This window comes from Pseudomonas sp. TH32 (assembly GCF_016650855.1).
Lineage (GTDB): Bacteria > Pseudomonadota > Gammaproteobacteria > Pseudomonadales > Pseudomonadaceae > Aquipseudomonas.
On the sequence record NZ_JAEKFA010000002.1, the window covers coordinates 340058 to 363580 of the forward strand.

Sequence of the window (23523 nt, forward strand, 5' to 3'; positions counted from 1 at the left end):
AAAAAGCCCGCATATGCGGGCTTTTTTATGGGGGGCGTTACTTACTGATCATCAAAATACCGCTCATGCCAATCCACCAGCGGCTGTGGCGCATTGAGCTTTTGCCCGTAGATCACCGAATACGACAGCACGTTCTGCACATACTGGCGGGTTTCGTCGAACGGAATGCTCTCCACCCACACGTCGAAGCTCAGGTGGTCGGCACCGCGCAGCCATTGGCGCACACGGCCGGGGCCGGCGTTGTAGGCGGCGGTAGCGAGCACGCGGTTACCGTTGAACTGAGCGTGGACCTGGCTCAGGTAGGCGGCACCGAGCTGGATGTTCTTGTCGGGGTCGAGCACCTGCTGTTGCGAGGCCAGAGGAATGCTGAACTTGCGCGCAGTCTCCTTGGCGGTGCCGGGCATCAGTTGCATCAGGCCGGTGGCGCCAACGCCGGAGCGGGCGTCGTCCATGAAGGCGCTTTCCTGGCGGGTGATCGCAAACACCCAGCTCGAATGCACACCGCGGATCTTGGCTTCACGCACCAGAGTGTCGCGGTGGGCCATCGGGAAGCGGATGTCCAGGTCGTCCCAGTATTGCGCCTGGCTGATGGTGCGGATCGCCGGGAAGTACCACTTCATGTCATAGGCCAGCTTGGCCTGGGCGACCATTTCGTCACGGTTGAAGTGCCGGCTGACGTGGTACCACTCGCGACGGCCATCGACGATCTGGCCACGGGCGTAGAACTCCAGGGCGCGACGTACGCCCGGTGTATTACGCACCTTGTTCATCAGTGCCTGGCTCATCATCAGCGGCTTGTTGTTCAGTTGGTACGGGGACTGGGAACGATCCGCCGCCAGGAAACCGTAGAAGTCACGCTCCTTGGCCAGGCCCTTGTACAGCACCAGGGCTTGCGGGTTCTTCGGCTCTGCCAGTTCCAGGCTGCGGGCCTGCCAGTAGCGCCAGCGGTTGGTGGTGGCCAGGTCCTGAGGCAGTTTACGGGTCAACTGGTAGGCGTCTTCCCAGCGGGCCAGGCGCAGCAGCAGGCGCAGGCGCCATTCGGAAACGGTGTTGTCCCGCAGTTCCGGATCGTATTTGGTCATCACGTCGAGGGCGCGCGGGTCGTAGCGGCGCGCCAGGGTCAGGCCGATTTCCCGGGCGATCGACACTTTTTCGTCACGAGAGAAGTGCATGCTGCTGGCATAACCGTCGAGCAGGGCCATGGCCTTGTCCGGGTCCTGGCGCGCCAGGCGGCGGAGCCCCAGGCCGACGGCGTCGGACATGGCTTCGTTGGCCGGCAGGAAGCGCGACGGGTCGCTGAGCATGTCGGGCTTCTGTGCCACGTCCACCATCAGGCGGCCTTGGGCGCCGAGGGTCGGCAAGGTTTTTACCAGGCTGTTGGCCAGCGGGTAATTGCGGGCTTCGGCGGCGAGTTTGGCGCGGTCCCAGATTTTCTGTTCGGTCAGTTGGCCGTCAGCGGCCCACTGGCCGAACGTTGCATCACAGGCGGCAGGCTGGGATTTACCGGTCAGCCACAGCTTCTCGGTGGTTTTGTAGCCTTCGGCTTTTTGGTTATGGGTCAGCTGGAATTGGCCATGGAGGCAGTCCAATTCGACGAAATTAAGTTTTGGGTCGTAGTACTTTTCAAAGGTTTGCCAGTCGCCACGGTCGGCCAGCCAGCGCAACCAACGCAGTTTCATCCAGTTGGCCTGTGGCAGGTCGCCGTTCTTGGCGAGGAATTGTTCGATTTCCTCATTGCTGGCGGTTTTCAGGCGTGCGGTCAGTTCGTCGTAGGCCAGGTACGGCGTCAACGGGTAGTCGGCCAGGGCCTGGCTGTATTGGAAATACGGGCCGCTGTCGCCTTTGGCGAGGGCTCGTTTGGCTTCATCGTAATATTGACGTTGGGTGGTGAGGTCCACGGCCTGGGCGGATTGAACGGCGGTGGCAGAAAGAAGCAGACAAGATAAAAAGCTGAAAAGGCGACTGCGCATGAGACGTCCGTGCAGAGGAATCTGGACTAGTGCCGACGTCGCCGACACTGATTGCCCCTAGCTTAGCCTTTTGGTCGCGACCGGTGAAAGCTTTGCCGGTCGCTTCGTTCAAGTTCATCTCAAATGTCCAACAGAACATGTCAGCGGCGAAAATGCCGGCCGCCTCGCGCCCTAAGTCAGGTAGAATGCGCGCCCAGTTTTTGGAGAAGCGTATGACCCTGCTCAAATTCAGCGATGTGTCCCTTGCTTTCGGCGCTATGCCGTTGTTGGACAAGGTGTCCTGGCAGATCGCCCGTGGTGAGCGGGTGTGCATCATCGGCCGCAATGGCACCGGCAAGTCCAGCATGATGAAGCTGGTAAAAGGCGACCAGAAGCCCGATGACGGCTCTGTCTGGCGCGCCCCGGGCCTCAAGATTGGCGAATTGCCGCAAGAATTGCCGGTGGCCGACGGACGGACAGTGTTCGACGTGGTTGCCGAAGGCCTCGACGGCGTGGGCGCACTGCTCGCCGAATACCATCACTTGGCGCAGAACTGTGTCACCGAAGCCGACCTGGACAAGCTGATGCACGTCCAGCAAGACCTCGAGGCCCGTGACGGCTGGCGCTTGCAGCAACTGGTCGACAGCACCCTGAGCCGCCTGCAACTGCCGGCCGACAAGACCCTCGCCGAATTGTCCGGCGGCTGGCGTCGTCGTGTCCTGCTGGCCCAGGCCCTGGTGTCCGAGCCGGACCTGCTGCTGCTCGACGAGCCGACCAACCACCTGGACATCGGCGCAATCGCCTGGCTGGAAGAAGCCCTCAAGGATTTCCAGGGCGCCGTGCTGTTCATCACGCACGACCGTTCCTTCCTGCAGAACCTGGCAACCCGCATCCTCGAACTGGACCGTGGTGGCCTGATCGACTGGAACGGCGACTACGCCAGCTTCCTGGTGCACAAGGAAGCTGCACTGTCCGCCGAAGAAACCGCCAACGCATTGTTTGACAAGAAGCTGGCCCAGGAAGAAGTCTGGATCCGCCAGGGCATCAAGGCTCGCCGCACCCGTAACGAAGGCCGCGTACGCGCCCTGAAAGCCCTGCGCGTTGAGCGCAGCGAGCGTCGCGAACGCACCGGCAAGGCCAATATCCAGCTGGATACCGCCGACAAGTCGGGCAAGCAGGTGATGGTGCTGGAAAACGTCAGCTTCCATCACCCGGACGGCCCGTTCCTGATCAAGGACTTCTCGATGGTCCTGCAGCGCGGCGACCGTATCGGCCTGCTGGGCGCCAACGGCACCGGCAAGACCACCCTGCTCAAGCTGATGCTCAACGGCCTGCAACCTACCAGCGGTAAAGTGGAAGAGGGCACGCGCATCGACGTGGCTTACTTCGACCAGTTGCGCCACCAGTTGGACCTGGAAAAAACCGTGATCGACAACGTCGCCGAAGGTCGCGACTTTATCGACATCGACGGCCAGAGCCGCCACGTGCTGAGCTACCTGGGCGACTTCCTGTTCAGCCCGCAACGTGCGCGTACGCCGGTCAAGGCCTTGTCCGGTGGTGAGCGTGCGCGCCTGCTGCTGGCCAAGCTGTTCAGCAAACCGGCCAACCTGCTGGTGCTCGACGAACCGACCAACGACCTCGACGTTGAAACGCTGGAGCTGCTGGAAGAGGTCTTGCTGACCTTCAACGGCACCGTGTTGATGGTCAGCCACGACCGGGCATTCCTCGACAACGTGGTCACCAGCACCCTGGTCTTCGAAGGCGAAGGCAAGGTTCGCGAATACGTCGGTGGTTACCAGGACTGGTTGCGTCAGGGCGGCTCGCCGCGCCTGCTGGGCGTGACCGAGAGCAAATCCGGCAAGGCTGACCTGACTTCAGCCGTGGTTGCCCCGGTGGCGGCCGCTCCGGCGCCAGCCCAGGAAGCGCCTGCTGCGAAGAAGAAACTCAGCTACAAGCTGCAGCGTGAGCTGGAAGCACTGCCGGGTGATATCGACGCCAAGGAACAGCAGATCGTGGCCGTTGAAGCTGAAATGGCTGACGCGGGTTTCTATCTGCGTCCTGCTGCAGAAACCGCCAAGGTGATTGCCTCCCTTGAGCAGTTGAACAGTGAGCTGGAAGCACTGGTTGAGCGCTGGGCCGAGCTGGATGCCTGAGTGACACCGCAGCAATAAAAAAGCCCGGCCTCACGGATGTGAGCGCCGGGCTTTTCATATCGGTTTACTTCGGTTCTTTGACCAGTTTCACTGCCAGCACATCGCAAGGAGCGCCGTGCAGCACGTCATTGGCGGTGGAGCCCAGCAGCAGCGCCAGGCCGTGGCGGCCATGGCTGCCGACCACGATCAGGTCGCAACCTTGCTCCTTGGCCAGGTGGTGGATTTCCTGGCGCGGCTGGCCGTAGGTCAGGTGGCTCTGGTCTTTTTTCAGGGCGGGGTACTTGTTGATAAGTCGCTCAAGGCGTTCCTTGGCCTGATCGAACTGCTGCTGTTGCAGTTGGGACAGGTCCATCGGCACATCACCGCCAAAGGCCATGGCCATCGGTTCGACGATATGCACCAGGGACAGTTTCACTGAGTCGCCTGCAAGGCCTACGGCCCGCTTGATCACGGGGTCGCATTCTTCGGTCAGGTCCACGGCGACCAGAATATGTTCGTAGGGCATGAGGAGTTCCTCCAAAGGAAAGCGATAAGTTCAGTATGGCTGGTTTCAAGCGGATGGGGTTGCGTCAGGTCAAATCCGCTCATCAAGAAATTCGGGAGTACACATATGACGGTCTGGATAGTGGTGTCAATCCTTGCGCTGGTTTTAAGCCCTCTGGCGTGGTTGCGTCCTTCGCGCCATTCGAGCGGGCGCATGGCCCTGCGCATGGAGGCGCGGCGCATCGGTTTGGCCATGCAACTGACACCCCAGGACTGGCCGCACTGGCTTAAGTACGAGCCGCCAAGCCCGTGTGCGCAATATCACCGGCCACGGCGCGGCACCAAACGGGTCACCTGGAGTTATTGGCAGTTGGAGCCGGGGGTTTGGGTCAATCAGTGGCAGGAAATCTGCGTCGATGAAAAGTTGTTGCCACATTTTGCGACGCTGCCGGCGAACGTCTACAAAGTCGAAGCCGACAAGCAAATGATCACCCTGTACTGGGGCGAGAAGGGCGAGTTGAGCGTGTTGCAGGACATTGATGCGGTGCTCAAGGCGCTGGCCTGAGTTTGCTGCGGGCATTAAAAAGCCCGAAAGCATCATCGGGCTGGAGTTGGCCAGGCAGGCCGGTAATTTGTTTAACGTGCCGCTAGCCTAGCCGCATATTCGGTTCTGTACAGCCCTTTAAATCAAATTTCTTATTATTGATTTCGCGAATGATTAAACATTGGCGGGGCGATGCCGGCTGCCCCGGGTTCTGAAATGACTGAAAAGTCGCGTTTTTGCAGGCCTTTCGAGCGATTGACAATTCTTCGGATTTGGCTGAAGGTGACGTACCCAAATCAAACGGGCGTATGAATTGAGCGTTTGTCTTTCAGACCGTTCGTACAGAATCCCGACTATCGCGTTGGCGGGTGTGCCTGGCAAATTGGCGTTAGCATCGACGGTAACGTCAGTGCCTACGCTGAATCCTGCGTCCGACGTGTACTGTTCAGCTTCCATATCGTGGAGATCAGTTGATGATTTACGAAGGTAAAGCCATCACGGTTAAGGCTCTTGAAAGTGGCATCGTCGAATTGAAATTCGACCTCAAGGGTGAGTCCGTCAACAAGTTCAACCGTCTAACCCTGAATGAATTGCGTCAGGCCGTAGACACCATCAAAGCAGATGCGTCGGTCAAGGGCGTGATCGTCTCCAGCGGCAAGGACGTGTTCATCGTCGGCGCTGACATCACCGAATTCGTCGACAACTTCAAGCTGCCCGATGCCGAGCTTGTGGCTGGCAACCTCGAAGCCAACAAGATTTTCAGCGATTTCGAAGACCTCAACGTGCCGACCGTTGCCGCGATCAATGGCATCGCCCTGGGCGGCGGTCTGGAAATGTGCCTGGCTGCCGACTTCCGCGTGATGTCGGCCACCGCCAAAATCGGCCTGCCGGAAGTCAAGCTGGGCATCTACCCGGGCTTCGGCGGTACCGTGCGCCTGCCGCGCATCATCGGTGCCGACAACGCCATCGAGTGGATTGCCGCCGGCAAGGAAAACCGTGCTGAAGACGCGCTGAAAGTCGGCGCCGTGGATGCCGTGGTTGCTCCCGACAAGCTGGCAGAAGCCGCACTGAACCTGATCAAAGGCGCCATCAGCGGCGAATTCGACTACAAGGCCAAGCGTCAGCCAAAGCTGGAAAAACTCAAGCTCAACGCCATCGAACAAATGATGTCGTTCGAAACCGCCAAAGGTTTCGTGGCAGGCCAGGCCGGCCCGAACTACCCGGCGCCGGTTGAAGCGATCAAGACCATCCAGAAGGCCGCGAACTTCGGTCGCGACAAAGCCCTGGAAATCGAAGCTGCCGGCTTCGTCAAACTGGCCAAGACCTCTGCTGCGCAGAGCTTGATCGGTCTGTTCCTGAACGATCAGGAACTGAAGAAAAAGGCCAAGGCCTACGACGAAATCGCCCGCGACGTGAAACAGGCTGCCGTACTCGGCGCCGGTATCATGGGCGGCGGTATCGCCTATCAGTCGGCGTCCAAAGGCACGCCGATCCTGATGAAGGACATCAACGAACACGGCATCGAGCAGGGTCTGGCAGAAGCCGCAAAACTGCTGGTGGGCCGCGTTGATAAAGGCCGCATGACCGCAGCGAAAATGGCTGAAGTGCTTAACGGCATTCGTCCTACGCTGTCCTACGGTGATTTCGGCCACGTCGACCTGGTGGTCGAAGCGGTTGTCGAGAACCCGAAGGTCAAGCAGGCGGTACTGGCTGAAGTTGAAGCCCAGGTTAAAGAAGACACCATCCTGGCGTCCAACACCTCGACCATTTCCATCACCTTGCTGGCCAAGGCCCTCAAGCGTCCGGAAAACTTCGTCGGCATGCACTTCTTCAACCCGGTGCACATGATGCCGCTGGTGGAAGTGATCCGTGGCGAGAAGTCCAGCGAGCTGGCGGTTGCCACCACCGTTGCCTACGCCAAGAAAATGGGCAAGAACCCGATCGTCGTTAACGACTGCCCGGGCTTCCTGGTCAACCGCGTGCTGTTCCCGTACTTCGGCGGTTTCGCCAAGCTGGTCAGCGCCGGTGTGGACTTCGTGCGCATCGACAAGGTCATGGAAAAATTCGGCTGGCCAATGGGCCCGGCATACCTGATGGACGTGGTCGGCATCGACACTGGCCACCACGGTCGTGACGTCATGGCTGAAGGCTTCCCGGACCGTATGAAAGACGACCGCCGTTCGGCGATCGACGCTCTCTACGAAGCCAAGCGCCTGGGCCAGAAGAACGGCAAGGGCTTCTACGCCTACGAGGCCGACAAGAAGGGCAAGCAGAAGAAAGTGGCCGACCCGTCGGTTCACGAAGTACTCGCACCGGTCATCTACGAACAGCGTGAGGTGTCCGACGAGGACATCGTCAACTGGATGATGATCGCCCTGTGCCTGGAGACCGTGCGTTGCCTGGAAGACGGCATCGTTGAAACCGCCGCCGAGGCCGACATGGGCCTGGTGTACGGTATTGGTTTCCCTCCATTCCGTGGTGGTGCGCTGCGTTACATCGATTCCATCGGTGTGGCCGAGTTCGTTGCCCTGGCTGATCAATACGCTGATCTGGGCCCGCTGTACCACCCGACTGCGAAGCTGCGCGAGATGGCCAAGAACGGCCAGAGCTTCTTCGGTTAAGTGCCCAGACGACTAGAGCGAGAATATTTATGAGCTTGAATCCAAGAGACGTCGTGATTGTCGACTTCGGTCGTACTCCGATGGGCCGCTCCAAGGGCGGCATGCACCGCAACACCCGCGCCGAAGACATGTCGGCGCACCTGATCAGCAAATTGCTGGAGCGCAACGTCAAAGTCGACCCTAACGAAGTCGAAGACGTGATCTGGGGCTGCGTCAACCAGACCCTGGAGCAGGGCTGGAACATCGCCCGCATGGCTTCCCTGATGACGCAGATCCCTCACACCGCTGCCGGCCAGACCGTCAGCCGCCTGTGTGGCTCGTCCATGAGCGCGCTGCACACCGCTGCCCAAGCGATCATGACCGGTAACGGTGATGTGTTCGTGGTCGGCGGCGTGGAGCACATGGGCCACGTCAGCATGATGCACGGTGTCGACCCGAACCCGCACATGTCCCTGTACGCGGCGAAAGCCTCGGGCATGATGGGCCTGACCGCAGAAATGCTCGGCAAAATGCACGGCATTACCCGCGAAGCCCAGGATGCATTCGGCCTGCGCTCCCACCAGCTCGCCCACAAGGCGACCCTGGAAGGCAAGTTCAAGGATGAAATCATCCCGATGAACGGCTACGACGAGAACGGTTTCCTGAAACTGTTCGACTACGACGAAACCATTCGTCCGGACACCACCCTGGAAAGCCTGGCGGCCTTGAAGCCTGCCTTCAATCCAAAGGGCGGCACCGTGACAGCCGGTACGTCGTCGCAGATCACCGACGGTGCTTCGTGCATGATCGTGATGTCGGCCCAGCGTGCCCAGGACCTGGGCATCCAGCCGATGGCGGTGATCCGTTCGATGGCAGTCGCAGGTGTGGACCCGGCAATCATGGGCTATGGTCCAGTACCGGCCACACAAAAAGCATTGAAGCGCGCAGGCCTGACCATCTCCGACATCGACTTCTTCGAGCTCAACGAAGCTTTCGCCGCACAGGCTCTGCCAGTGCTGAAAGATTTGAAAGTGCTCGACAAGATGAACGAGAAGGTTAACCTGCACGGCGGCGCGATTGCCTTGGGTCACCCGTTTGGGTGCTCCGGTGCGCGTATCTCCGGCACGTTGCTTAACGTGATGAAGCAAAATGGCGGCAACCTTGGGGTTGCAACCATGTGCATTGGTCTCGGCCAAGGCATCTCCACCGTCTTCGAACGTATCTAAACGTTTCGCTGACGGAAGCCGGGGCCCAGTGCCCCGGTTTTTGTTTTTGGAATTTTTTATATTTTTTTTAACAAATTTTGTAAGAGGGCCAGAGCATGAAAGTCGAACCAGGGCTCTACCAGCATTATAAAGGTCCCCAGTACCGCGTTTTTAATGTGGCGCGGCATTCCGAGACCGAAGAGGAAGTGGTGTTTTACCAAGCACTGTATGGCGATTACGGCTTTTGGGTGCGTCCCTTGAGCATGTTCCTGGAGACCGTCGAAGTTGACGGCGAACAGGTCCCGCGCTTTGCTTTGATCCAGGTCGAACCCAGCCTTTTTTCCGCGCAATAAAGGCAGGCCGCGCAGAATGCTGCGCTTGACCTCACCTTGTTGCCACTATATATAGCGTTGCCGCGTCAGGCGCCAACCGCCTTTCACTTCTCGAATTCAGGAATTTTCCGATCCATGGGCAAATCGCTGGTCATTGTGGAATCCCCGGCTAAGGCCAAGACCATCAACAAGTACTTGGGTAACGAGTACGTGGTGAAGTCGAGTATCGGCCATATCCGAGACCTGCCCACCAGCGGTTCGGCTAGCGCCAGCAAGGAGCCTGCCGCCAAGCGCGGCAAGGCGGCTGCGGGCGAAGGTCCGGTGCTCACGCCTAAAGAGAAAGCGCGCAAGCAGCTGGTCTCGCGCATGGGTGTCGATCCCGATCATGGCTGGAAAGCCAAGTACGAGATCCTCCCGGGCAAGGAAAAGGTCATCGAAGAGCTGCGCCGGCTCGCCAAAGATGCTGACACCATCTATCTCGCAACCGACTTGGACCGCGAAGGGGAGGCTATTGCCTGGCACCTGCGGGAAGCCATCGGTGGTGACGACAGCCGCTACAAGCGCGTGGTGTTCAACGAAATTACCAAGAAGGCGATCCAGGAAGCCTTCTCCAAGCCGGGCGAACTGGACATTGACCGCGTCAATGCCCAACAGGCCCGTCGCTTCCTCGACCGCGTGGTCGGTTACATGGTCTCGCCGCTGTTGTGGGCGAAGATCGCCCGTGGCCTGTCCGCCGGCCGTGTGCAATCGGTTGCGGTGAAACTGGTAGTGGAGCGTGAGCGCGAGATTCGTGCGTTCAACCCTGAAGAATACTGGGAAGTGCACGCTGACCTGGGTACTGCCAAGGGCAACAACGTGCGCTTCGAAGTGGCCCGCGAGAAAGGCGAGGCCTTCAAGCCGCTCAACGAAGCCCAGGCCATGGCCGCGCTGGAGAAGCTCAAGGCTTCCAGCTACAGCATCGTCAAGCGTGAAGACAAGCCGACCAGCAGCAAGCCGTCTGCGCCGTTCATCACTTCCACCCTGCAGCAGGCCGCGAGCAACCGCCTGGGCTTTGGCGTGAAGAAGACCATGATGATGGCCCAGCGTCTGTATGAAGCGGGCTACATCACGTATATGCGTACCGACTCCACCAACCTGTCGCAAGACGCGGTGGCGATGGCGCGCACTTATATTGAAAGCGAGTTCGGCAAGAAGTACCTGCCGGAGAAGCCGAACGTCTACAGCAGCAAGGAAGGCGCACAAGAGGCTCACGAAGCGATTCGTCCGTCTGATGCCAACACCGAGCCAAGCAAGCTGAGCGGCATGGAGCGCGACGCTGAGCGCCTCTACGAGCTGATCTGGCGCCAGTTCCTGGCTTGCCAGATGCTGCCGGCCCAATACCTGTCCACCACCGTCAGCGTGGGGGCTGGTGACTTCGAGTTGCGCGCCAAGGGCCGTATCCTCAAGTTCGACGGTTACACCCGCGTGATGCCGCAAATCGCCAAGCCGGGCGACGACGACGTGCTGCCAGACATGGCCCAGGGTGATGTGTTGAAGCTGATCAAGCTCGACCCGTCCCAGCACTTCACCAAGCCGCCGGCGCGTTATTCGGAAGCCAGCCTGGTCAAGGAAATGGAAAAACGCGGTATCGGTCGTCCTTCGACCTACGCGGCGATCATTTCCACCATCCAGGACCGTGGCTACGTTGCGCTGCACAACCGTCGTTTCTACTCGGAAAAGATGGGCGACATCGTCACCGAGCGCCTGTCCGAGAGCTTCTCCAACCTGATGGACTACGGCTTCACCGCCGGCATGGAAGAGAACCTCGATGACGTGGCCCAAGGTGAGCGCGACTGGAAAAACGTGCTCGACGAGTTCTACGGCGACTTCAAGAAGAAGCTTGAAGTAGCTGAAAGCGCCGAGAACGGCATGCGGGCCAACCAGCCAGTGATGACGGACATTCCGTGCCTCACTTGCGGCCGCCCGATGCAGATCCGTACCGCGTCCACCGGCGTGTTCCTGGGTTGCTCGGGTTACAGCCTGCCGCCGAAAGAGCGCTGCAAGGCTACCGTCAACCTGGTGCCGGGCGATGAAATCGCTGCCGATGACGAGGGTGAATCCGAGTCGCTGGTATTGCGTGGCAAGCACCGTTGCCCGATCTGCAGCACGGCGATGGATGCCTACCTGCTCGACGAGAAGCACAAGTTGCACATCTGCGGTAACAACCCGGATTGCAACGGCTACGAGATCGAAGAGGGCACTTACCGCATCAAGGGCTACGAAGGTCCGAGCCTGGAGTGCGACAAGTGTGGCAGCGAGATGCAGCTCAAGACCGGCCGTTTCGGCAAGTTCTTCGGTTGCACCAACCCGACCTGCAAGAACACCCGCAAACTGCTGAAAAGCGGTGACGCGGCGCCGCCGAAGATGGACCCGGTGAAGATGCCTGAACTCAAGTGCGAGAAGGTCAACGACACCTACATCCTGCGTGATGGCGCTTCGGGCCTGTTCCTGGCTGCCAGCCAGTTCCCGAAAAACCGCGAGACTCGTGCCCCGCTGGTGCTCGAGATTGTGCCCCACAAGGACGAGATCGATCCGAAGTACCACTTCCTCTGCGAAGCGCCGAAGAAGGACCCGGACGGTCGCCCGGCCGTGATCCGCTACAGCCGCAAGACCAAGGAGCAGTACGTGCAGACCGAGGTTGAAGGCAAGCCTACCGGCTGGAAAGCGTTCTATGACGGTGGCAAGTGGAAGGTCGAGGACAAGCGCCAGGGCGCCTGATTCGATCAGCCGCATCAACAAAGGCCGCCTGTATGGGCGGCCTTTTTTGCGCTTGCAGTGGACTTGGTTGATCCGTGACACTGTTCAGCCAGCATCACGCCTTATTCGTTGTGGAGACTGCCTTCATGGCCAACGAACTCTATACCCGTACCAACCAGAAAATTTACTTCGCGGGTTTGTCCCTGGAAGCCCTTGGCCGTGCCGAGGAAGGAAAGGAGATGAACGCTATCGCGCTGGTACAGGCCGGGCGTGAAGCCGCGCTGTTCCACCTGTACGGCGCCTTGCTCGGCCTGTGTCATGAGATTGCCGGGTTCTATCGCTTGCCTCAGGCCGGTTCGCCGCGTGCAGAGATGATCATCAGCCGTGAGGTGCTGGAGGCCATGGCCATCCCGGAGTTGGCCGAGCTGGTGGAGATGGCCCAGAGCCCGGACAGCTGGCTGGCGCGTTTGCTGGTGGCCCACGCTGAGATGTTCCAGCCGCCACGGGTGAAACACACGCCCAAAGGCGACGTGACCCAGCCGCTGATCGTGGCCGTGAGCCTGGACGAAGAGGGGCCTGAGCCGTTGAGTCGGGAAGAGCTGGAAAGCTGGCGGCAGGAGCTGAAGAAGCTGGCCATTCGGTTTCGGGATGGGTTGAACGAGTGCTGAGGGCCCAGGCTTTTGTGGCGAGGGAGCTTGCTCCCGTTGGGCTGAGAAGCGGCCCCGAGTTTTTTCAAGGTCGGTAGTGTCAGCTGTCGGGGAGCTGCTGCGCCGCCCAACGTCGGCAAGCCCGCTCGTCACAACACTGATATAATGCCGGCCTTTCGTGGAGAACAGATTTTTATGCCAACGTCCTTTCTGGAAATTGTTGAACTGCCCGACGGCCGAATCGAGCTGCGCCGGGCTGAGGACGAGGGTTCTCTGGTGATTTTGGATTTTTCCGAGGACGCAAAAGCGTTCCTGCAAGGCCAGCACGTGGAAGTGGCAAAAGCCATGTTGAGCGTAGGCGTGCAGATGGCGGGGCGCTTGGCTGAAGGCGAGCCTGAGAAGGAAGACGGTCCGCGAATTCTTCACTGATTGTGTTGAGTGGACCTATTGTGGTGAGCGGGCTTGCCCCGCGCTGGGCTGCGAAGCGGCCCTCAATAGAATGAACGCGATGTATCAGGTATTCCACAGTGCCTGTTTTGGGGCCGCTTCGCAGCCCTGCGCGGGGCAAGCCCGCTCACCACAATAATCCCTGCCACAAGCCCCTCCACAGGGCTGGCCAGTGGCACATAGTAGCGGCACATCGTTTTATCCCAACCGAATATTCAAGCTCTGCGCATCGCCCGTGCGTGCGGCGCTGACCAGTTGTTGCCTGGCCGCTGTAGTCAGCGGGTTCAACCAACTGACCACCGTATGACTACGGCCCAGGCGCAAGGCTTCGCAGGTCAGTTGCTGGGCGCTCTGAGCACCGCGGGGTTGCAGCAACAGGATACGCTCGCGATTCAGGCCGGCGTCCCGCAGCCAGGCCTGGGTCAGGCTGGAGGGCGGGGCAATCAGCGTCAGCCAGCGTGCATCCTGCTCCTCGCTCAGTTCGCGAAGAATCGGCGCCAGCAGGCTGAGGCAGCTCCCGGCAGCACCGCGCAACGACAGTTCACTGAACGCCTCGGGTTCGGCGCTCCAGGGCGCTTCGACCGTTTCCTTGAGGATGGGCGCAAGGGGCTGGGCCATAAAGGCCTCAAACAGCGACAGCTGAGTGTGTTGTGGGGTCTGTAGGAACTGCATGATGCCTCCGTTAGCGGCGAATTACGCCGACGCTCAAGCCTTCAATCACCAGGTCCTGATCCTTCAGGTTCACTTCAATCGGCGCGAACTCAGGGTTCTCGGCCAGTAGCCAGACCTTGCTGCCTTCGCGCTTGAAGCGTTTGACCGTCACTTCATCGCCAATACGGGCGACGACGATCTGGCCATTGCGGGCTTCACGTGTGGTGTGGACGGCCAACAGGTCGCCGTCGAAAATGCCCACGTCCTTCATGCTCATGCCATGGACCCGCAGCAGATAGTCGGCACGGGGATGGAAGAAGGTCGGGTTGATGTTGCAGGATTCCTCGACGTGCTGCTGCGCCAGGATCGGCGCACCGGCTGCGACCCGGCCGATGATCGGCAGTGTCGACTCGTCGGCCTTGGCTTCGAAGCCAGGGATACGAATGCCGCGTGAAGCACCCGGGGTCATCTCGATCGCGCCTTTGCGGGCGAGGGCCTTGAGGTGTTCTTCAGCAGCGTTGGGCGACTTGAATCCTAGTTCCAGCGCAATTTCCGCCCGGGTCGGCGGGTAGCCGTTGTCATCGAGGCAGCGCTTGATAAAAGCCAGAATCTCAGCTTGGCGTGGCGTCAGTTTTAGCATGTTGATCGCTCTGTCTTTTTATACAGTGACTGGGATTATATACAGTGGACTGCGCTTGGCAATCACCGTTTTCAGTCACTCCGCTGGACGGTCGTTAGTCACCTGTCCTACACGCGGAAGACAGCGCTGCCTACAGACCTTGGCGAATGTGATTAAATGGCCATGAAATAGCTGACCGGCCAGCCGCAAACGGACCTGCAGGCTTGACAAGACATAGCTTGAAACGTATGTTTCAAACAAGTGTTTGTCAGGCGGAGTAGCCATGGCCCAGTCGGAAACCGTTGAACGCATTCTCGATGCTGCCGAGCAGTTGTTCGCGGAAAAAGGATTTGCTGAAACCTCATTGCGGCTGATTACCAGCAAGGCCGGGGTCAACCTGGCGGCAGTGAATTATCATTTCGGCTCCAAGAAAGCGCTGATCCAGGCTGTGTTCTCACGGTTCCTGGGGCCTTTCTGCATCAGCCTCGACCGTGAGCTGGAGCGTCGCCAGGCCAAGCCTGAAAACAAGCCAAGCCTGGAAGACCTGCTGGAAATCCTCGTCGAGCAGGCCCTTGTGGTCCAGCCTCGCAGCGGCAATGACCTGTCGATCTTCATGCGCCTGCTGGGCCTCGCGTTCAGCCAGAGTCAGGGCCACCTGCGTCGTTACCTGGAAGACATGTACGGCAAGGTGTTTCGCCGCTATATGTTGCTGGTCAATGAGGCCGCACCGCGTATCCCGCCAATCGAGCTGTTCTGGCGCGTGCACTTCATGCTCGGCGCTGCCGCGTTCAGCATGTCCGGGATCAAGGCCCTGCGCGCGATTGCCGAGACCGACTTTGGCGTCAACACCTCCATTGAGCAGGTGATGCGCCTGATGGTGCCGTTTCTCGCCGCCGGCATGCGGGCCGAAACCGGTGTCACCGACCAGGCCATGGCCGCCGCCCAGTTGCGCCCGCGCAGCAAGTCGGTGCCGGCGCCGGCCAAGGTTTAACCCCTTTCGGGTGTGCGCGGCCGCTTGCATCCGCTAAGCTAGCCGCCCATGCCGATTTCAGCTATTTATCCACAGCCCGTTGCGCTCGCTGAGCGTCCGTCTCCAGATTTAATCCTGGCGATGCGATCTCGCGAGGGCTCCGGGCTGCGTGCGTTATTTAAGGAAGCTTTATGACTCAAGCCCTGCAAGGCTCTTTGATGGTGGATGTCGCCGGTACCTGGCTGACGGCTGAAGATCGTCACTTGTTGCGTCAGCCCGAGGTGGGCGGCCTGATCATTTTTGCGCGCAATATCGAGCACCCGCGCCAGGTGCGTGAGTTGAGTGCCGCGATTCGTGCGGTGCGCCCGGACCTGCTGCTGGCGGTCGACCAGGAAGGCGGCCGGGTGCAGCGTTTGCGCCAGGGGTTTGTGCGGCTGCCGGCGATGCGCGCCCTGGCTGACAATCCGAATGCTGAACAGTTGGCCGAGCAGTGTGGCTGGATCATGGCGACAGAGGTGCTGGCGGTTGGCCTGGACCTGAGTTTCGCCCCGGTGCTGGACCTCGATTACCAGCGCAGCGCCGTCGTGGGCACGCGCGCCTTCGAAGGCGACCCGGAGCGCGCCGCCGTGTTGGCGGGTGCCTTTATCCGAGGTATGAACAGCGCCGGCATGGCGGCCACCGGGAAGCACTTTCCCGGCCACGGCTGGGCTGAAGCCGATTCCCACGTCGCGATTCCCAATGATGAACGCAGCCTGGAACAGATTCGCGCCAATGACCTGGTGCCTTTCGCACGGCTGAGCAAGCAACTGGCGGCCGTTATGCCGGCCCATGTGATTTATCCACAGGTGGATGCGCAACCTGCCGGTTTCTCCCGGCGCTGGTTGCAGGACATCTTGCGCGGCGAGTTGCAGTTCGACGGGGTGATCTTCAGTGACGACCTGTCCATGGCCGGTGCGCATGTGGTCGGTGATGCCGCCAGCCGTATCGAAGCCGCGCTGACGGCCGGCTGCGACATGGGTCTGGTGTGCAATGACCGCGCCGCCGCCGAGTTGGCCCTGAGTGCTGCCCAGCGCATGAAAGTCACGCCGTCGGCGCGTATCGCGCGGATGCGTGGGCAGGCGGTGGCGTCGACCGAGTACAAGCAGGATCCGCGTTGGCTGGCGGCATTGAGTGCGCTGCGGGATGCTCAATTGATTGATTAAGACCGTGTCGCGTCCATCGCAGGCAAGCCAGCTCCCACAGGGAAATGCATTCCAAATGTGGGAGCGGGCTTGCCCGCGATAGCGGTCTTAAAGTCAGCGCTTCTCTTGCTTGTGAGGCAACGGCGCAAACAACGCCTCGATGTCCTCATTCCCCAGCTTCCAATCCCCCGTCGTCCGCCCATCCAGAACGCCCGCCGCCAGATCAGACTTTTCCTTCTGCAAATGCTGGATTTTCTCTTCCACCGTGCCCCGGGCAATCATCTTGTAGACGAACACCGGCTTCTCCTGGCCGATGCGATACGCGCGGTCGGTCGCCTGGTTTTCCGTCGCCGGGTTCCACCACGGGTCGTAGTGAATCACCGTGTCCGCTTCCGTCAGGTTAAGCCCCACGCCGCCTGCTTTCAGGCTGATCAGAAAGATCTGCAGCTTGCCGCTCTGGAAGTCTTTCACCGGCGTGCGCCGATCCCGGGTTTGCCCGGTCAGCAGCGCGTAGGCCACGCCACGCTTCTTCAGCTCGGCTTCGATCAGGCTCAGCATCGAGGTGAACTGGGAAAACAGCAGGATCCTGCGCCCTTCGGCAAACAACTCTTCGAGCATCTCCATCAAGCTGTCGAGCTTGCCCGAGCTGCTGCCCTTTGCCGGCAGGGTTGCATCATTGACCAGGCGTAGATCACAGCACACCTGCCGCAACTTGAGCAGCGCTTCCAGGATGATGATCTGGCTGCGGGCCACGCCTTTGCGGGTGATCTCGTCGCGGACTTTCTTGTCCATCGCCAAGCGCATGGTTTCGTATACGTCGCGCTGGGCTTCGTTGAGGTCGACCCAGTGGATGATCTCGGTCTTGGGCGGCAGTTCGGTCGCCACCTGCTCCTTGGTACGGCGCAGCAGGAACGGTTTGATCCGACCATTGAGGTGCTGCAATCGCACGTCGCTGCCGCGCTTTTCAATCGGCACGCGGTAATCGCGGTTGAAGCTTTTTACATCCCCCAGCCAACCCGGCAGCAGGAAGTGGAACAGCGACCACAGCTCGCCCAGGTGGTTTTCCAGCGGCGTACCTGAAAGGCACAGGCGCTGGCGGGCATTCAGTTCACGGGCCGCCTGGGCGGCCTTGCTGTTGGGGTTCTTGATGTACTGCGCTTCGTCCAGGATCAGCACGTGCAAGGGCAGGGCGGCCAGTTGCTCGATGTCCTTGGGCAGCAGGGCGTAGGTGGTCAGCAGCAGGTCGTAGTCCTGCAACTGCGGGAAATGTTTCTTACGCCCGGCGCCATACAGCGCCAATACTTTGAGCTGCGGCGTGAAGTGCGCGGCTTCGTCGAGCCAGTTCGGGATCAGGCTGGTGGGCATCACCACCATGCACGGCCGGTCCAGGCGTCCGGCGATTTTCTCGCTGAGAATATGCGCCAGGGTTTGCAGGGTTTTGCCCAGGCCCATGTCATCCGCAAGAATCCCGCCGACGTCGAGCTGGCGCAGCGACTGCATCCAGCTCAAACCTTCCAGCTGGTAAGGGCGCAACGTCGCATTCAGCCCTTCGGGCGCTTCGCAGCTGAAATCCTTGATGTCCCGCAGGCGCTGGGCGAAGTTGCGGATCTTTTCGCCGCCTTCCCATTGCAGCGGCAGGTCTTCCAGCGGGTTCAGGCGAATGGCGTCTGCCTTGGCCAGGCGCAGCGCGGTTGTGCCGGGTTCTTGCAGGTAGAACTCGCCAAGGGTTGCCAGCACCGGTTTCAGCCGGCCATAAGGCAGCGCCACTTGCAGCGGGCCGTGGCCATTGGGCAGGCCGGGGATGTTCACCAGAATCAGTTCGTCATCACGGCGCCGGGCGAGTTTTTCCGGGTTGAGGATCTCGGTGTGGGAGCGCATCAGGTTCAGCAGGATCGGCAGCAAACTCAGGCGTTCGCCGTTGACGATGATCCCCAGCTCCAGGTCGAACCAGTCGCGCTCCGGCATTTCGTCGACGCTGGCGTACCAGTCGTCGACGGCGCTCAGGTCGAAACCGAAATCCTCATCGATCTGCAATTCCCAGCCCTGGGCACGCAGGGTCGGTGACGCGTTCAGGGTGAAGTTCAGCCAGGCGCTGTCATTGACCATTTCGAACAGTTCGCCGGCACTTTCCGGCAGGGCCTTGCTCTGGCGTGTGGCGATCTTGAAGCCCAGCAGGCGCAGCTGTTCGCGAAACTGCTGCTCCACCTCGGGGTGGCGCTTGATCCGCAGGCTCTGCTGTTCCTGGCGCACGATGATGTCGGCGTTTTTCTGGCCGCTGACGTAGTTGCCCAGATAGTTGAAGGACAATGCCGCGCGATGCTGGATGTAACGCTGCATCTTGCCGTTGCGCGGTTCGAAGGCGCTGAACTCGATACTGGCCAGCCACAAGCGTGGCACCGGCTGTACGTCCTCCATCACCACTTGCGGCAGCACCACGCGGTTATCCAGCACCGCCTGGAGCTTCTCCAGCAACTCGGCATCCTGGGCCGCCGCCGGGTAGGCCAGGGTTTCCTGGACCTTGAGCAGCACCGCGGCGATGTGTTTGCAGTTGGTGTGCACGGGGCAGGTGCAACGGCTGTCTACCAGGATCAGCGTGCCTTTGGCGGATTCGCGCAGGGAGATGGTCTGGCGATAGACATTGCCGCCCGAGCCTTCACAGCTGGCAATGATGGTGCTGTCGCCGGACTCGACGATGCGCACACGGTTTTCCAGGGCGTAGCGCCGGCCGCGCTCAAGGCTTTGCTCTTTAAAGCGATTGGCCCACGAAGGGGCCAGGGGTTTGGTCAACGACGACGTCAGGGGCATGGTGCTGGATCAGTCCTGGACGTCGGGCGGTGGAGCGCTGGGCGGTTTGGCGGTCAGCGAAGTGATCTTGATCAGCAGGGCGAGGTGGCCGCCGTCCAGGTAGTTGAGCTGGTTATTCTTGGTGCGCACGTCTTGCTGGCTGAGGTGCTCGCTGGCGATGACGCTGCCGTTGGCGTCGAACTGGTTGATCCAGAAATCTGCGTCGATATCGGTAAAGCGCCCCAATTGCAGGCTCAGTGTGCCCTCGATGGGAAACTGGCCGAACTGTTCCTGACCGTCGCTGATGGCCAGTTTCACGGGTTGGTCACCGAGGTTCTGGTCCCAGGCGCGGTGCAGTAGCACAGTGTAATTACTGTCGGCGCTGAGTTTGTCGACGATGTTGCCCAGCCGCGGCGGGCTCATTTTGTCGGCCGGCAGGCGTGGCGCGCCGGCGTCCCAGTTTTCCGGCGCCGCGCGGCTATTGATCACCGGCTCGGCGTTCTGGCGCACCAGGATCATCTCCACCAGGTACGGGCTGTCGGCAAACGCCGAAGGAGCAACGACCACCAACAACAAGCTCAAAATGCGGAACAGGCGCATTGGGGCGTCCTTCAAGCAGATTTCGGGATGAGGCGCTCAAACAGCGCCTCCAGTGTATTAAAGCGTTCTTCGGCGCGTTCCATCGGCACCATGAATTTGAACAGCGTAGCCCCTTCGAACTTGTAGCGATTGGGCTGGCCCTGAATCAGCTTGATCAGCACCAGCGGGTCCACCGGCGTTTGCGCTTCGAACTCGATACGCCCGCCTTGCGGCCCGGCGTCGACCTTCTTGATACCCAGTTGCTCGGCCTGCAATTTGAGCAGGGTCAGACGCACCAGGTTCTTGGTCGGTTCCGGCAACAGGCCGAAGCGGTCGATCATCTCCACTTGCAGGTCCTTGAGGCCGTCTTCGTCAGTGGCCGAGGCGATGCGTTTGTACAGGATCAGCCGCGCGTGCACGTCTGGCAGGTAGTCTTCGGGAATCAGCGCGGGCAAACGCAGGTTGATTTCCGGGCCGCCACCCAGCGGTTGGTCGAGGTTTGGTTGTTCGCCCTTGCGGATGGCTTTCACCGCGCGCTCGAGCATCTCCATATACAGGGTGAACCCCACGGCCTGGATCTGCCCGCTCTGGCCGTCGCCCAGCAGTTCGCCGGCGCCACGGATTTCCAGGTCGTTGGTGGCCAGCACAAAGCCGGCGCCAAGGTCCTGGGTATTGGCGATGGCTTCCAGGCGCTTCTCGGCGTCGGACGTGATCTGCTGGCGCGGCGGCGTCAGCAAATAGGCGTACGCCTGGTGGTGACTGCGCCCGACCCGGCCGCGCAACTGGTGCAACTGCGCCAGGCCGAACTTGTCGGCCCGCTCGATGATGATGGTGTTGGCGCTCGGCACGTCGATGCCGGTCTCGATGATGGTCGAGGCGATCAGCACGTTGAAGCGCTTGTGGTAGAAGTCGCTCATCACCTGTTCGAGTTCGCGCTCGCGCATCTGCCCGTGGCCGATGGCGATCCGGGCTTCCGGCACCAGTTCGGCCAGGTCGGCGGCGCATTTCTCGATGGTTTTTACATCGTTGTGCAGGTAGTAAACCTGGCCGCCGCGCAGCAACTCACGCAGCAGGGCTTCCTTGACCGTGCTTTTGTTCTGCTCCATCACGAAGGTGCGCACCGACAACCGGCGCGCCGGTGGCGTGGCGATGATCGACAGGTCGCGCATGCCCGACACCGCCATGTTCAGCGTGCGCGGAATCGGCGTGGCGGTGAGGGTCAGGATGTCGACTTCACTGCGCAGGGCCTTGAGCTGTTCCTTCTGCCGGACACCGAAGCGGTGTTCTTCGTCGATGATCACCAGGCCAAGGTTCTTGATCTTCACATCGTCCGACAGCAGCTTGTGGGTGCCGATCACGATGTCGATCTTGCCTTCTGCCAGGTCGGCAATCGCCGCGTTCACTTCCTTGGCCGACTTGAAGCGGCTCATCACTTCCACGGTCACCGGCCAGTCGGCAAAGCGGTCGCGGAAGCTGTTGTAGTGCTGTTGGGCGAGCAGGGTGGTCGGTACGAGGATTGCCACCTGGCGGCCGCCGTGCACCGCAATAAAGGCTGCGCGCATGGCGACTTCAGTCTTGCCGAAGCCCACGTCGCCGCACACCAGGCGGTCCATTGGCTTGGGCGCGAGCATGTCGGCGCGCACGGCGTCGATGGTGGTTTGCTGGTCCGGGGTTTCTTCGAAGGCAAAGCCGGCGCTGAAGGTCGCGTAGTCGGCCTTTGGGTCGGCAAACGCATAACCTTCGCGGGCGGCGCGGCGGGCATAAATGTCGAGCAATTCAGCGGCCACGTCGCGCACTTGCTCGGCGGCCTTGCGCTTGGCTTTCTGCCAGGTCTCGGAGCCCAGGCGGTGCAACGGCGCGAGGGCGTCGTCGCTGCCGGTGTAGCGGGCGATCAGGTGCAGGTTGGCCACGGGCACGTAGAGCTTGGCGCCCTCGGCGTATTCCATGGTGAGGAATTCAGCGACCTGGTTATCGATCTCAAGAGTTTGCAGGCCCAGGTAACGGCCCACGCCGTGGTCGATATGCACCACCGGCGCGCCTTCGCGCAGCTCGGTGAGGTTCTTGATTACCGCGTCGTTGTTGGCATCGGCACGTTTTTCGCGGCGGCGACGCTGCATCACGCGCTGACCGAACAGCGGGCTTTCGGCAATCAATGCCAGGGCCGGGTCGTCCAGCAGCAGGCCTTCGTCCAGCGGCGCGATGGTGATCGCCAGGCGATCCTTGCTCGCGACAAAGTCTGGCCAGCTGTCGACGGTTTTCGGTCGCAGCTTCAGACGTTCCAGCAACTCCAGCAGCACCTCGCGGCGCCCGGCGGATTCGGCGGTAAACAGCACACGGCCAGGGAAATCACCGAGGAAATTCGACAGTGCTTCCAGCGGCTGGTTGGCCTTGGCTTCAATCGCCAGGTTCGGCAGCGCTTGCGCCGGGAAGCGCTCGCGGCCGGCTCCTGCATCCACGTCCTGTTGGCTGGCAACCACTCGCGGCCAGTTTTTCAGGCGGGCGAAGCAGTCTTCCACCGGCAGGAACAGTTCGGCCGGTGGCAATAAAGGACGGGACGGGTCGACGCGGCGCTCTTCATAACGGTTGCGCACGTCATTCCAGAAATTCTCTGCCGCTTGTTCGATGCCCGGCAGCGAGAACACCTGGGTGTCCTGGGGCAGGTAATCGAAGAGGGTGGAGGTTTCGTCGAAGAACAACGGCAGGTAGTACTCGATACCGGCGGGGGTAATCCCGCTGCTCAAGTCCTGGAAGATCGGGCAGCGGCGGAAGTCCACGTCAAAGCGTTCGCGGAAACGTGCCTTGAAGCGCGTGACCGCATCTTTTTGCAGCGGGAATTCCCGGGCCGGCAGCAGCTTGACCGATTCCACCTTGTCGATGGAGCGCTGATTCTCAGGGTCGAAGGTGCGCAGGGTTTCGATTTCATCGTCGAACAGGTCGATCCGGTACGGCAGTTTGCTGCCCATCGGGAACAGGTCGATCAACGCGCCACGTACCGCGAACTCGCCGTGCTCGTACACCGTGTCGACGCAGCGATAGCCGCTGGCTTCAAGCCGGGTGCGCATTTGCTCCACGTCGAGCTTCTGGCCGATATCCAGCACCAGGCTGCTGCCCAGCAGGAACTTGGTCGGTGCCAGGCGGTGCAAGGCCGTGGTGATCGGCACCACCAGCACGCCGTGGGCCAGTTCCGGCAAGCGGTACAGGCTGGCGATGCGCTGGGAAATGATGTCCTGGTGCGGCGAGAACAGATCGTAGGGCAGGGTTTCCCAGTCCGGGAAATGCAGCACCGGCAAATCGGGGGCGAAGAAACTCAGCTCCTGTTCCAGCCGCTCGGCACTTTGGCTGTCGGCGGTGAGCAGCAGGGTAAAGCGCTTGGCAGCGCTGGCAGCCTCGGCGATGGCCAGGCTCAGGGCGGCACCGGGCAGATTGCCCCAGTGCTGTTTACCTGCCGCAGCAGGGAGAAGCGGTAGACGCAGAACGGGCACGGAAGGTTGAGCTCCAAGCGTTGCGACAAAGTCGGTAATTGTAACGGCCCGGAGTGCCGCCTGTCAGTTGCTGACTGAGCCTATTACGGTTTGTAGGAAATGTAGTGGCTAAGACAAACAAAGGCGTCTTTTGACTCATTATGTAGTGCCGAAATCGGCGT

The 23523-nt window shown here is 60.7% G+C and carries 17 protein-coding genes; 10 read left to right on the forward strand and 7 right to left on the reverse strand.

What is annotated here, in order from left to right; all coding sequences use genetic code 11:
• Positions 1-41 precede the first annotated feature (41 nt).
• A complete protein-coding gene (locus JFV30_RS05225) occupies positions 42-1970 on the reverse strand; it encodes a transglycosylase SLT domain-containing protein (RefSeq protein ID WP_010176365.1) in 1929 nt (642 codons plus the stop codon).
• Positions 1971-2182: 212 nt separating this feature from the next.
• On the opposite strand from JFV30_RS05225, the gene JFV30_RS05230 reads away from it, so the two are divergent.
• Complete coding sequence (locus JFV30_RS05230; RefSeq protein WP_201122305.1) at positions 2183-4102, forward strand: ATP-binding cassette domain-containing protein; 1920 nt, start codon at positions 2183-2185, stop codon at positions 4100-4102.
• 64 nt (positions 4103-4166) lie between these two features.
• On the opposite strand, the gene JFV30_RS05235 is transcribed toward JFV30_RS05230, so the two are convergent.
• Positions 4167-4607: a universal stress protein gene (locus JFV30_RS05235; protein WP_010176363.1), complete on the reverse strand. Its 441-nt coding sequence runs from the start codon at positions 4605-4607 to the stop codon at positions 4167-4169.
• 105 nt (positions 4608-4712) lie between these two features.
• Between JFV30_RS05235 and JFV30_RS05240 the strand changes: the two genes are divergently transcribed.
• From JFV30_RS05240 to JFV30_RS05270, 7 genes are all read left to right on the forward strand, one after another.
• The gene (locus tag JFV30_RS05240) at positions 4713-5150 is read left to right on the forward strand and encodes a hypothetical protein (protein WP_201122307.1); all 438 of its coding nucleotides are present in this window, start codon (positions 4713-4715) and stop codon (positions 5148-5150) included.
• A gap of 452 nt (positions 5151-5602) precedes the next feature.
• A complete protein-coding gene (fadB, locus tag JFV30_RS05245) occupies positions 5603-7750 on the forward strand; it encodes a fatty acid oxidation complex subunit alpha FadB (protein WP_010176361.1) in 2148 nt (715 codons plus the stop codon).
• A 29-nt stretch (positions 7751-7779) separates the two neighbouring features.
• Positions 7780-8955: an acetyl-CoA C-acyltransferase FadA gene (gene fadA / locus JFV30_RS05250; protein WP_010176360.1), complete on the forward strand. Its 1176-nt coding sequence runs from the start codon at positions 7780-7782 to the stop codon at positions 8953-8955.
• Between the two features lie 95 nt (positions 8956-9050).
• Entirely contained in the window at positions 9051-9287 is a 237-nt protein-coding gene (locus JFV30_RS05255) for a DUF1653 domain-containing protein (RefSeq protein ID WP_010176359.1), read from the forward strand.
• Positions 9288-9401: 114 nt separating this feature from the next.
• Positions 9402-12023 carry a type I DNA topoisomerase gene (gene topA / locus JFV30_RS05260; protein ID WP_010176358.1) on the forward strand — a complete coding sequence of 874 codons (2622 nt, stop codon included), beginning with the start codon at positions 9402-9404 and terminating at the stop codon, positions 12021-12023.
• A 125-nt stretch (positions 12024-12148) separates the two neighbouring features.
• Positions 12149-12670: a DUF6586 family protein gene (locus JFV30_RS05265; RefSeq protein ID WP_201122309.1), complete on the forward strand. Its 522-nt coding sequence runs from the start codon at positions 12149-12151 to the stop codon at positions 12668-12670.
• A gap of 174 nt (positions 12671-12844) precedes the next feature.
• Positions 12845-13078 carry a hypothetical protein gene (locus JFV30_RS05270; protein ID WP_003218969.1) on the forward strand — a complete coding sequence of 78 codons (234 nt, stop codon included), beginning with the start codon at positions 12845-12847 and terminating at the stop codon, positions 13076-13078.
• 216 nt (positions 13079-13294) lie between these two features.
• Here JFV30_RS05270 and sulA read toward each other — a convergent pair whose 3' ends face one another.
• Together sulA and lexA are read right to left on the reverse strand one after the other, a co-directional pair.
• Positions 13295-13768, reverse strand: a complete 474-nt coding sequence (gene sulA / locus JFV30_RS05275) for an SOS-induced cell division inhibitor SulA (protein ID WP_010176355.1) — start codon at positions 13766-13768, stop codon at positions 13295-13297.
• Between the two features lie 10 nt (positions 13769-13778).
• The gene (gene lexA, locus JFV30_RS05280; protein ID WP_003172575.1) at positions 13779-14387 is read right to left on the reverse strand and encodes a transcriptional repressor LexA; all 609 of its coding nucleotides are present in this window, start codon (positions 14385-14387) and stop codon (positions 13779-13781) included.
• 262 nt (positions 14388-14649) lie between these two features.
• Between lexA and JFV30_RS05285 the strand changes: the two genes are divergently transcribed.
• Together JFV30_RS05285 and nagZ are read left to right on the forward strand one after the other, a co-directional pair.
• On the forward strand, positions 14650-15357 hold the full coding sequence (locus JFV30_RS05285) for a TetR/AcrR family transcriptional regulator (protein ID WP_010176354.1): 708 nt from the start codon (positions 14650-14652) through the stop codon (positions 15355-15357).
• Positions 15358-15527: 170 nt separating this feature from the next.
• Entirely contained in the window at positions 15528-16538 is a 1011-nt protein-coding gene (gene nagZ / locus JFV30_RS05290) for a beta-N-acetylhexosaminidase (RefSeq protein ID WP_010176353.1), read from the forward strand.
• A gap of 93 nt (positions 16539-16631) precedes the next feature.
• On the opposite strand, the gene JFV30_RS05295 is transcribed toward nagZ, so the two are convergent.
• The 3 genes from JFV30_RS05295 to mfd are packed head-to-tail and all read right to left on the reverse strand — an operon-like array spanning position 16632 to position 23362.
• Entirely contained in the window at positions 16632-19322 is a 2691-nt protein-coding gene (locus JFV30_RS05295; RefSeq protein WP_177075715.1) for a DEAD/DEAH box helicase, read from the reverse strand.
• Between the two features lie 9 nt (positions 19323-19331).
• Complete coding sequence (locus JFV30_RS05300; protein WP_010176350.1) at positions 19332-19901, reverse strand: CsiV family protein; 570 nt, start codon at positions 19899-19901, stop codon at positions 19332-19334.
• A gap of 11 nt (positions 19902-19912) precedes the next feature.
• Positions 19913-23362 carry a transcription-repair coupling factor gene (mfd, locus tag JFV30_RS05305; protein WP_010176349.1) on the reverse strand — a complete coding sequence of 1150 codons (3450 nt, stop codon included), beginning with the start codon at positions 23360-23362 and terminating at the stop codon, positions 19913-19915.
• Between the last annotated feature and the right edge of the window lie 161 nt (positions 23363-23523).

What these genes read in the sequence shown, in the direction of transcription:
- JFV30_RS05225 (WP_010176365.1), bottom strand. Translation starts at nt 1,970, where the DNA reads ATGCGCAGTCGCCTTTTCAGCTTTTTATCTTGTCTGCTTCTTTCTGCC.
- JFV30_RS05230 (WP_201122305.1), top strand. Translation starts at nt 2,183, where the DNA reads ATGACCCTGCTCAAATTCAGCGATGTGTCCCTTGCTTTCGGCGCTATG.
- JFV30_RS05235 (WP_010176363.1), bottom strand. Translation starts at nt 4,607, where the DNA reads ATGCCCTACGAACATATTCTGGTCGCCGTGGACCTGACCGAAGAATGC.
- JFV30_RS05240 (WP_201122307.1), top strand. Translation starts at nt 4,713, where the DNA reads ATGACGGTCTGGATAGTGGTGTCAATCCTTGCGCTGGTTTTAAGCCCT.
- fadB (WP_010176361.1), top strand. Translation starts at nt 5,603, where the DNA reads ATGATTTACGAAGGTAAAGCCATCACGGTTAAGGCTCTTGAAAGTGGC.
- fadA (WP_010176360.1), top strand. Translation starts at nt 7,780, where the DNA reads ATGAGCTTGAATCCAAGAGACGTCGTGATTGTCGACTTCGGTCGTACT.
- JFV30_RS05255 (WP_010176359.1), top strand. Translation starts at nt 9,051, where the DNA reads ATGAAAGTCGAACCAGGGCTCTACCAGCATTATAAAGGTCCCCAGTAC.
- topA (WP_010176358.1), top strand. Translation starts at nt 9,402, where the DNA reads ATGGGCAAATCGCTGGTCATTGTGGAATCCCCGGCTAAGGCCAAGACC.
- JFV30_RS05265 (WP_201122309.1), top strand. Translation starts at nt 12,149, where the DNA reads ATGGCCAACGAACTCTATACCCGTACCAACCAGAAAATTTACTTCGCG.
- JFV30_RS05270 (WP_003218969.1), top strand. Translation starts at nt 12,845, where the DNA reads ATGCCAACGTCCTTTCTGGAAATTGTTGAACTGCCCGACGGCCGAATC.
- sulA (WP_010176355.1), bottom strand. Translation starts at nt 13,768, where the DNA reads ATGCAGTTCCTACAGACCCCACAACACACTCAGCTGTCGCTGTTTGAG.
- lexA (WP_003172575.1), bottom strand. Translation starts at nt 14,387, where the DNA reads ATGCTAAAACTGACGCCACGCCAAGCTGAGATTCTGGCTTTTATCAAG.
- JFV30_RS05285 (WP_010176354.1), top strand. Translation starts at nt 14,650, where the DNA reads ATGGCCCAGTCGGAAACCGTTGAACGCATTCTCGATGCTGCCGAGCAG.
- nagZ (WP_010176353.1), top strand. Translation starts at nt 15,528, where the DNA reads ATGACTCAAGCCCTGCAAGGCTCTTTGATGGTGGATGTCGCCGGTACC.
- JFV30_RS05295 (WP_177075715.1), bottom strand. Translation starts at nt 19,322, where the DNA reads ATGCCCCTGACGTCGTCGTTGACCAAACCCCTGGCCCCTTCGTGGGCC.
- JFV30_RS05300 (WP_010176350.1), bottom strand. Translation starts at nt 19,901, where the DNA reads ATGCGCCTGTTCCGCATTTTGAGCTTGTTGTTGGTGGTCGTTGCTCCT.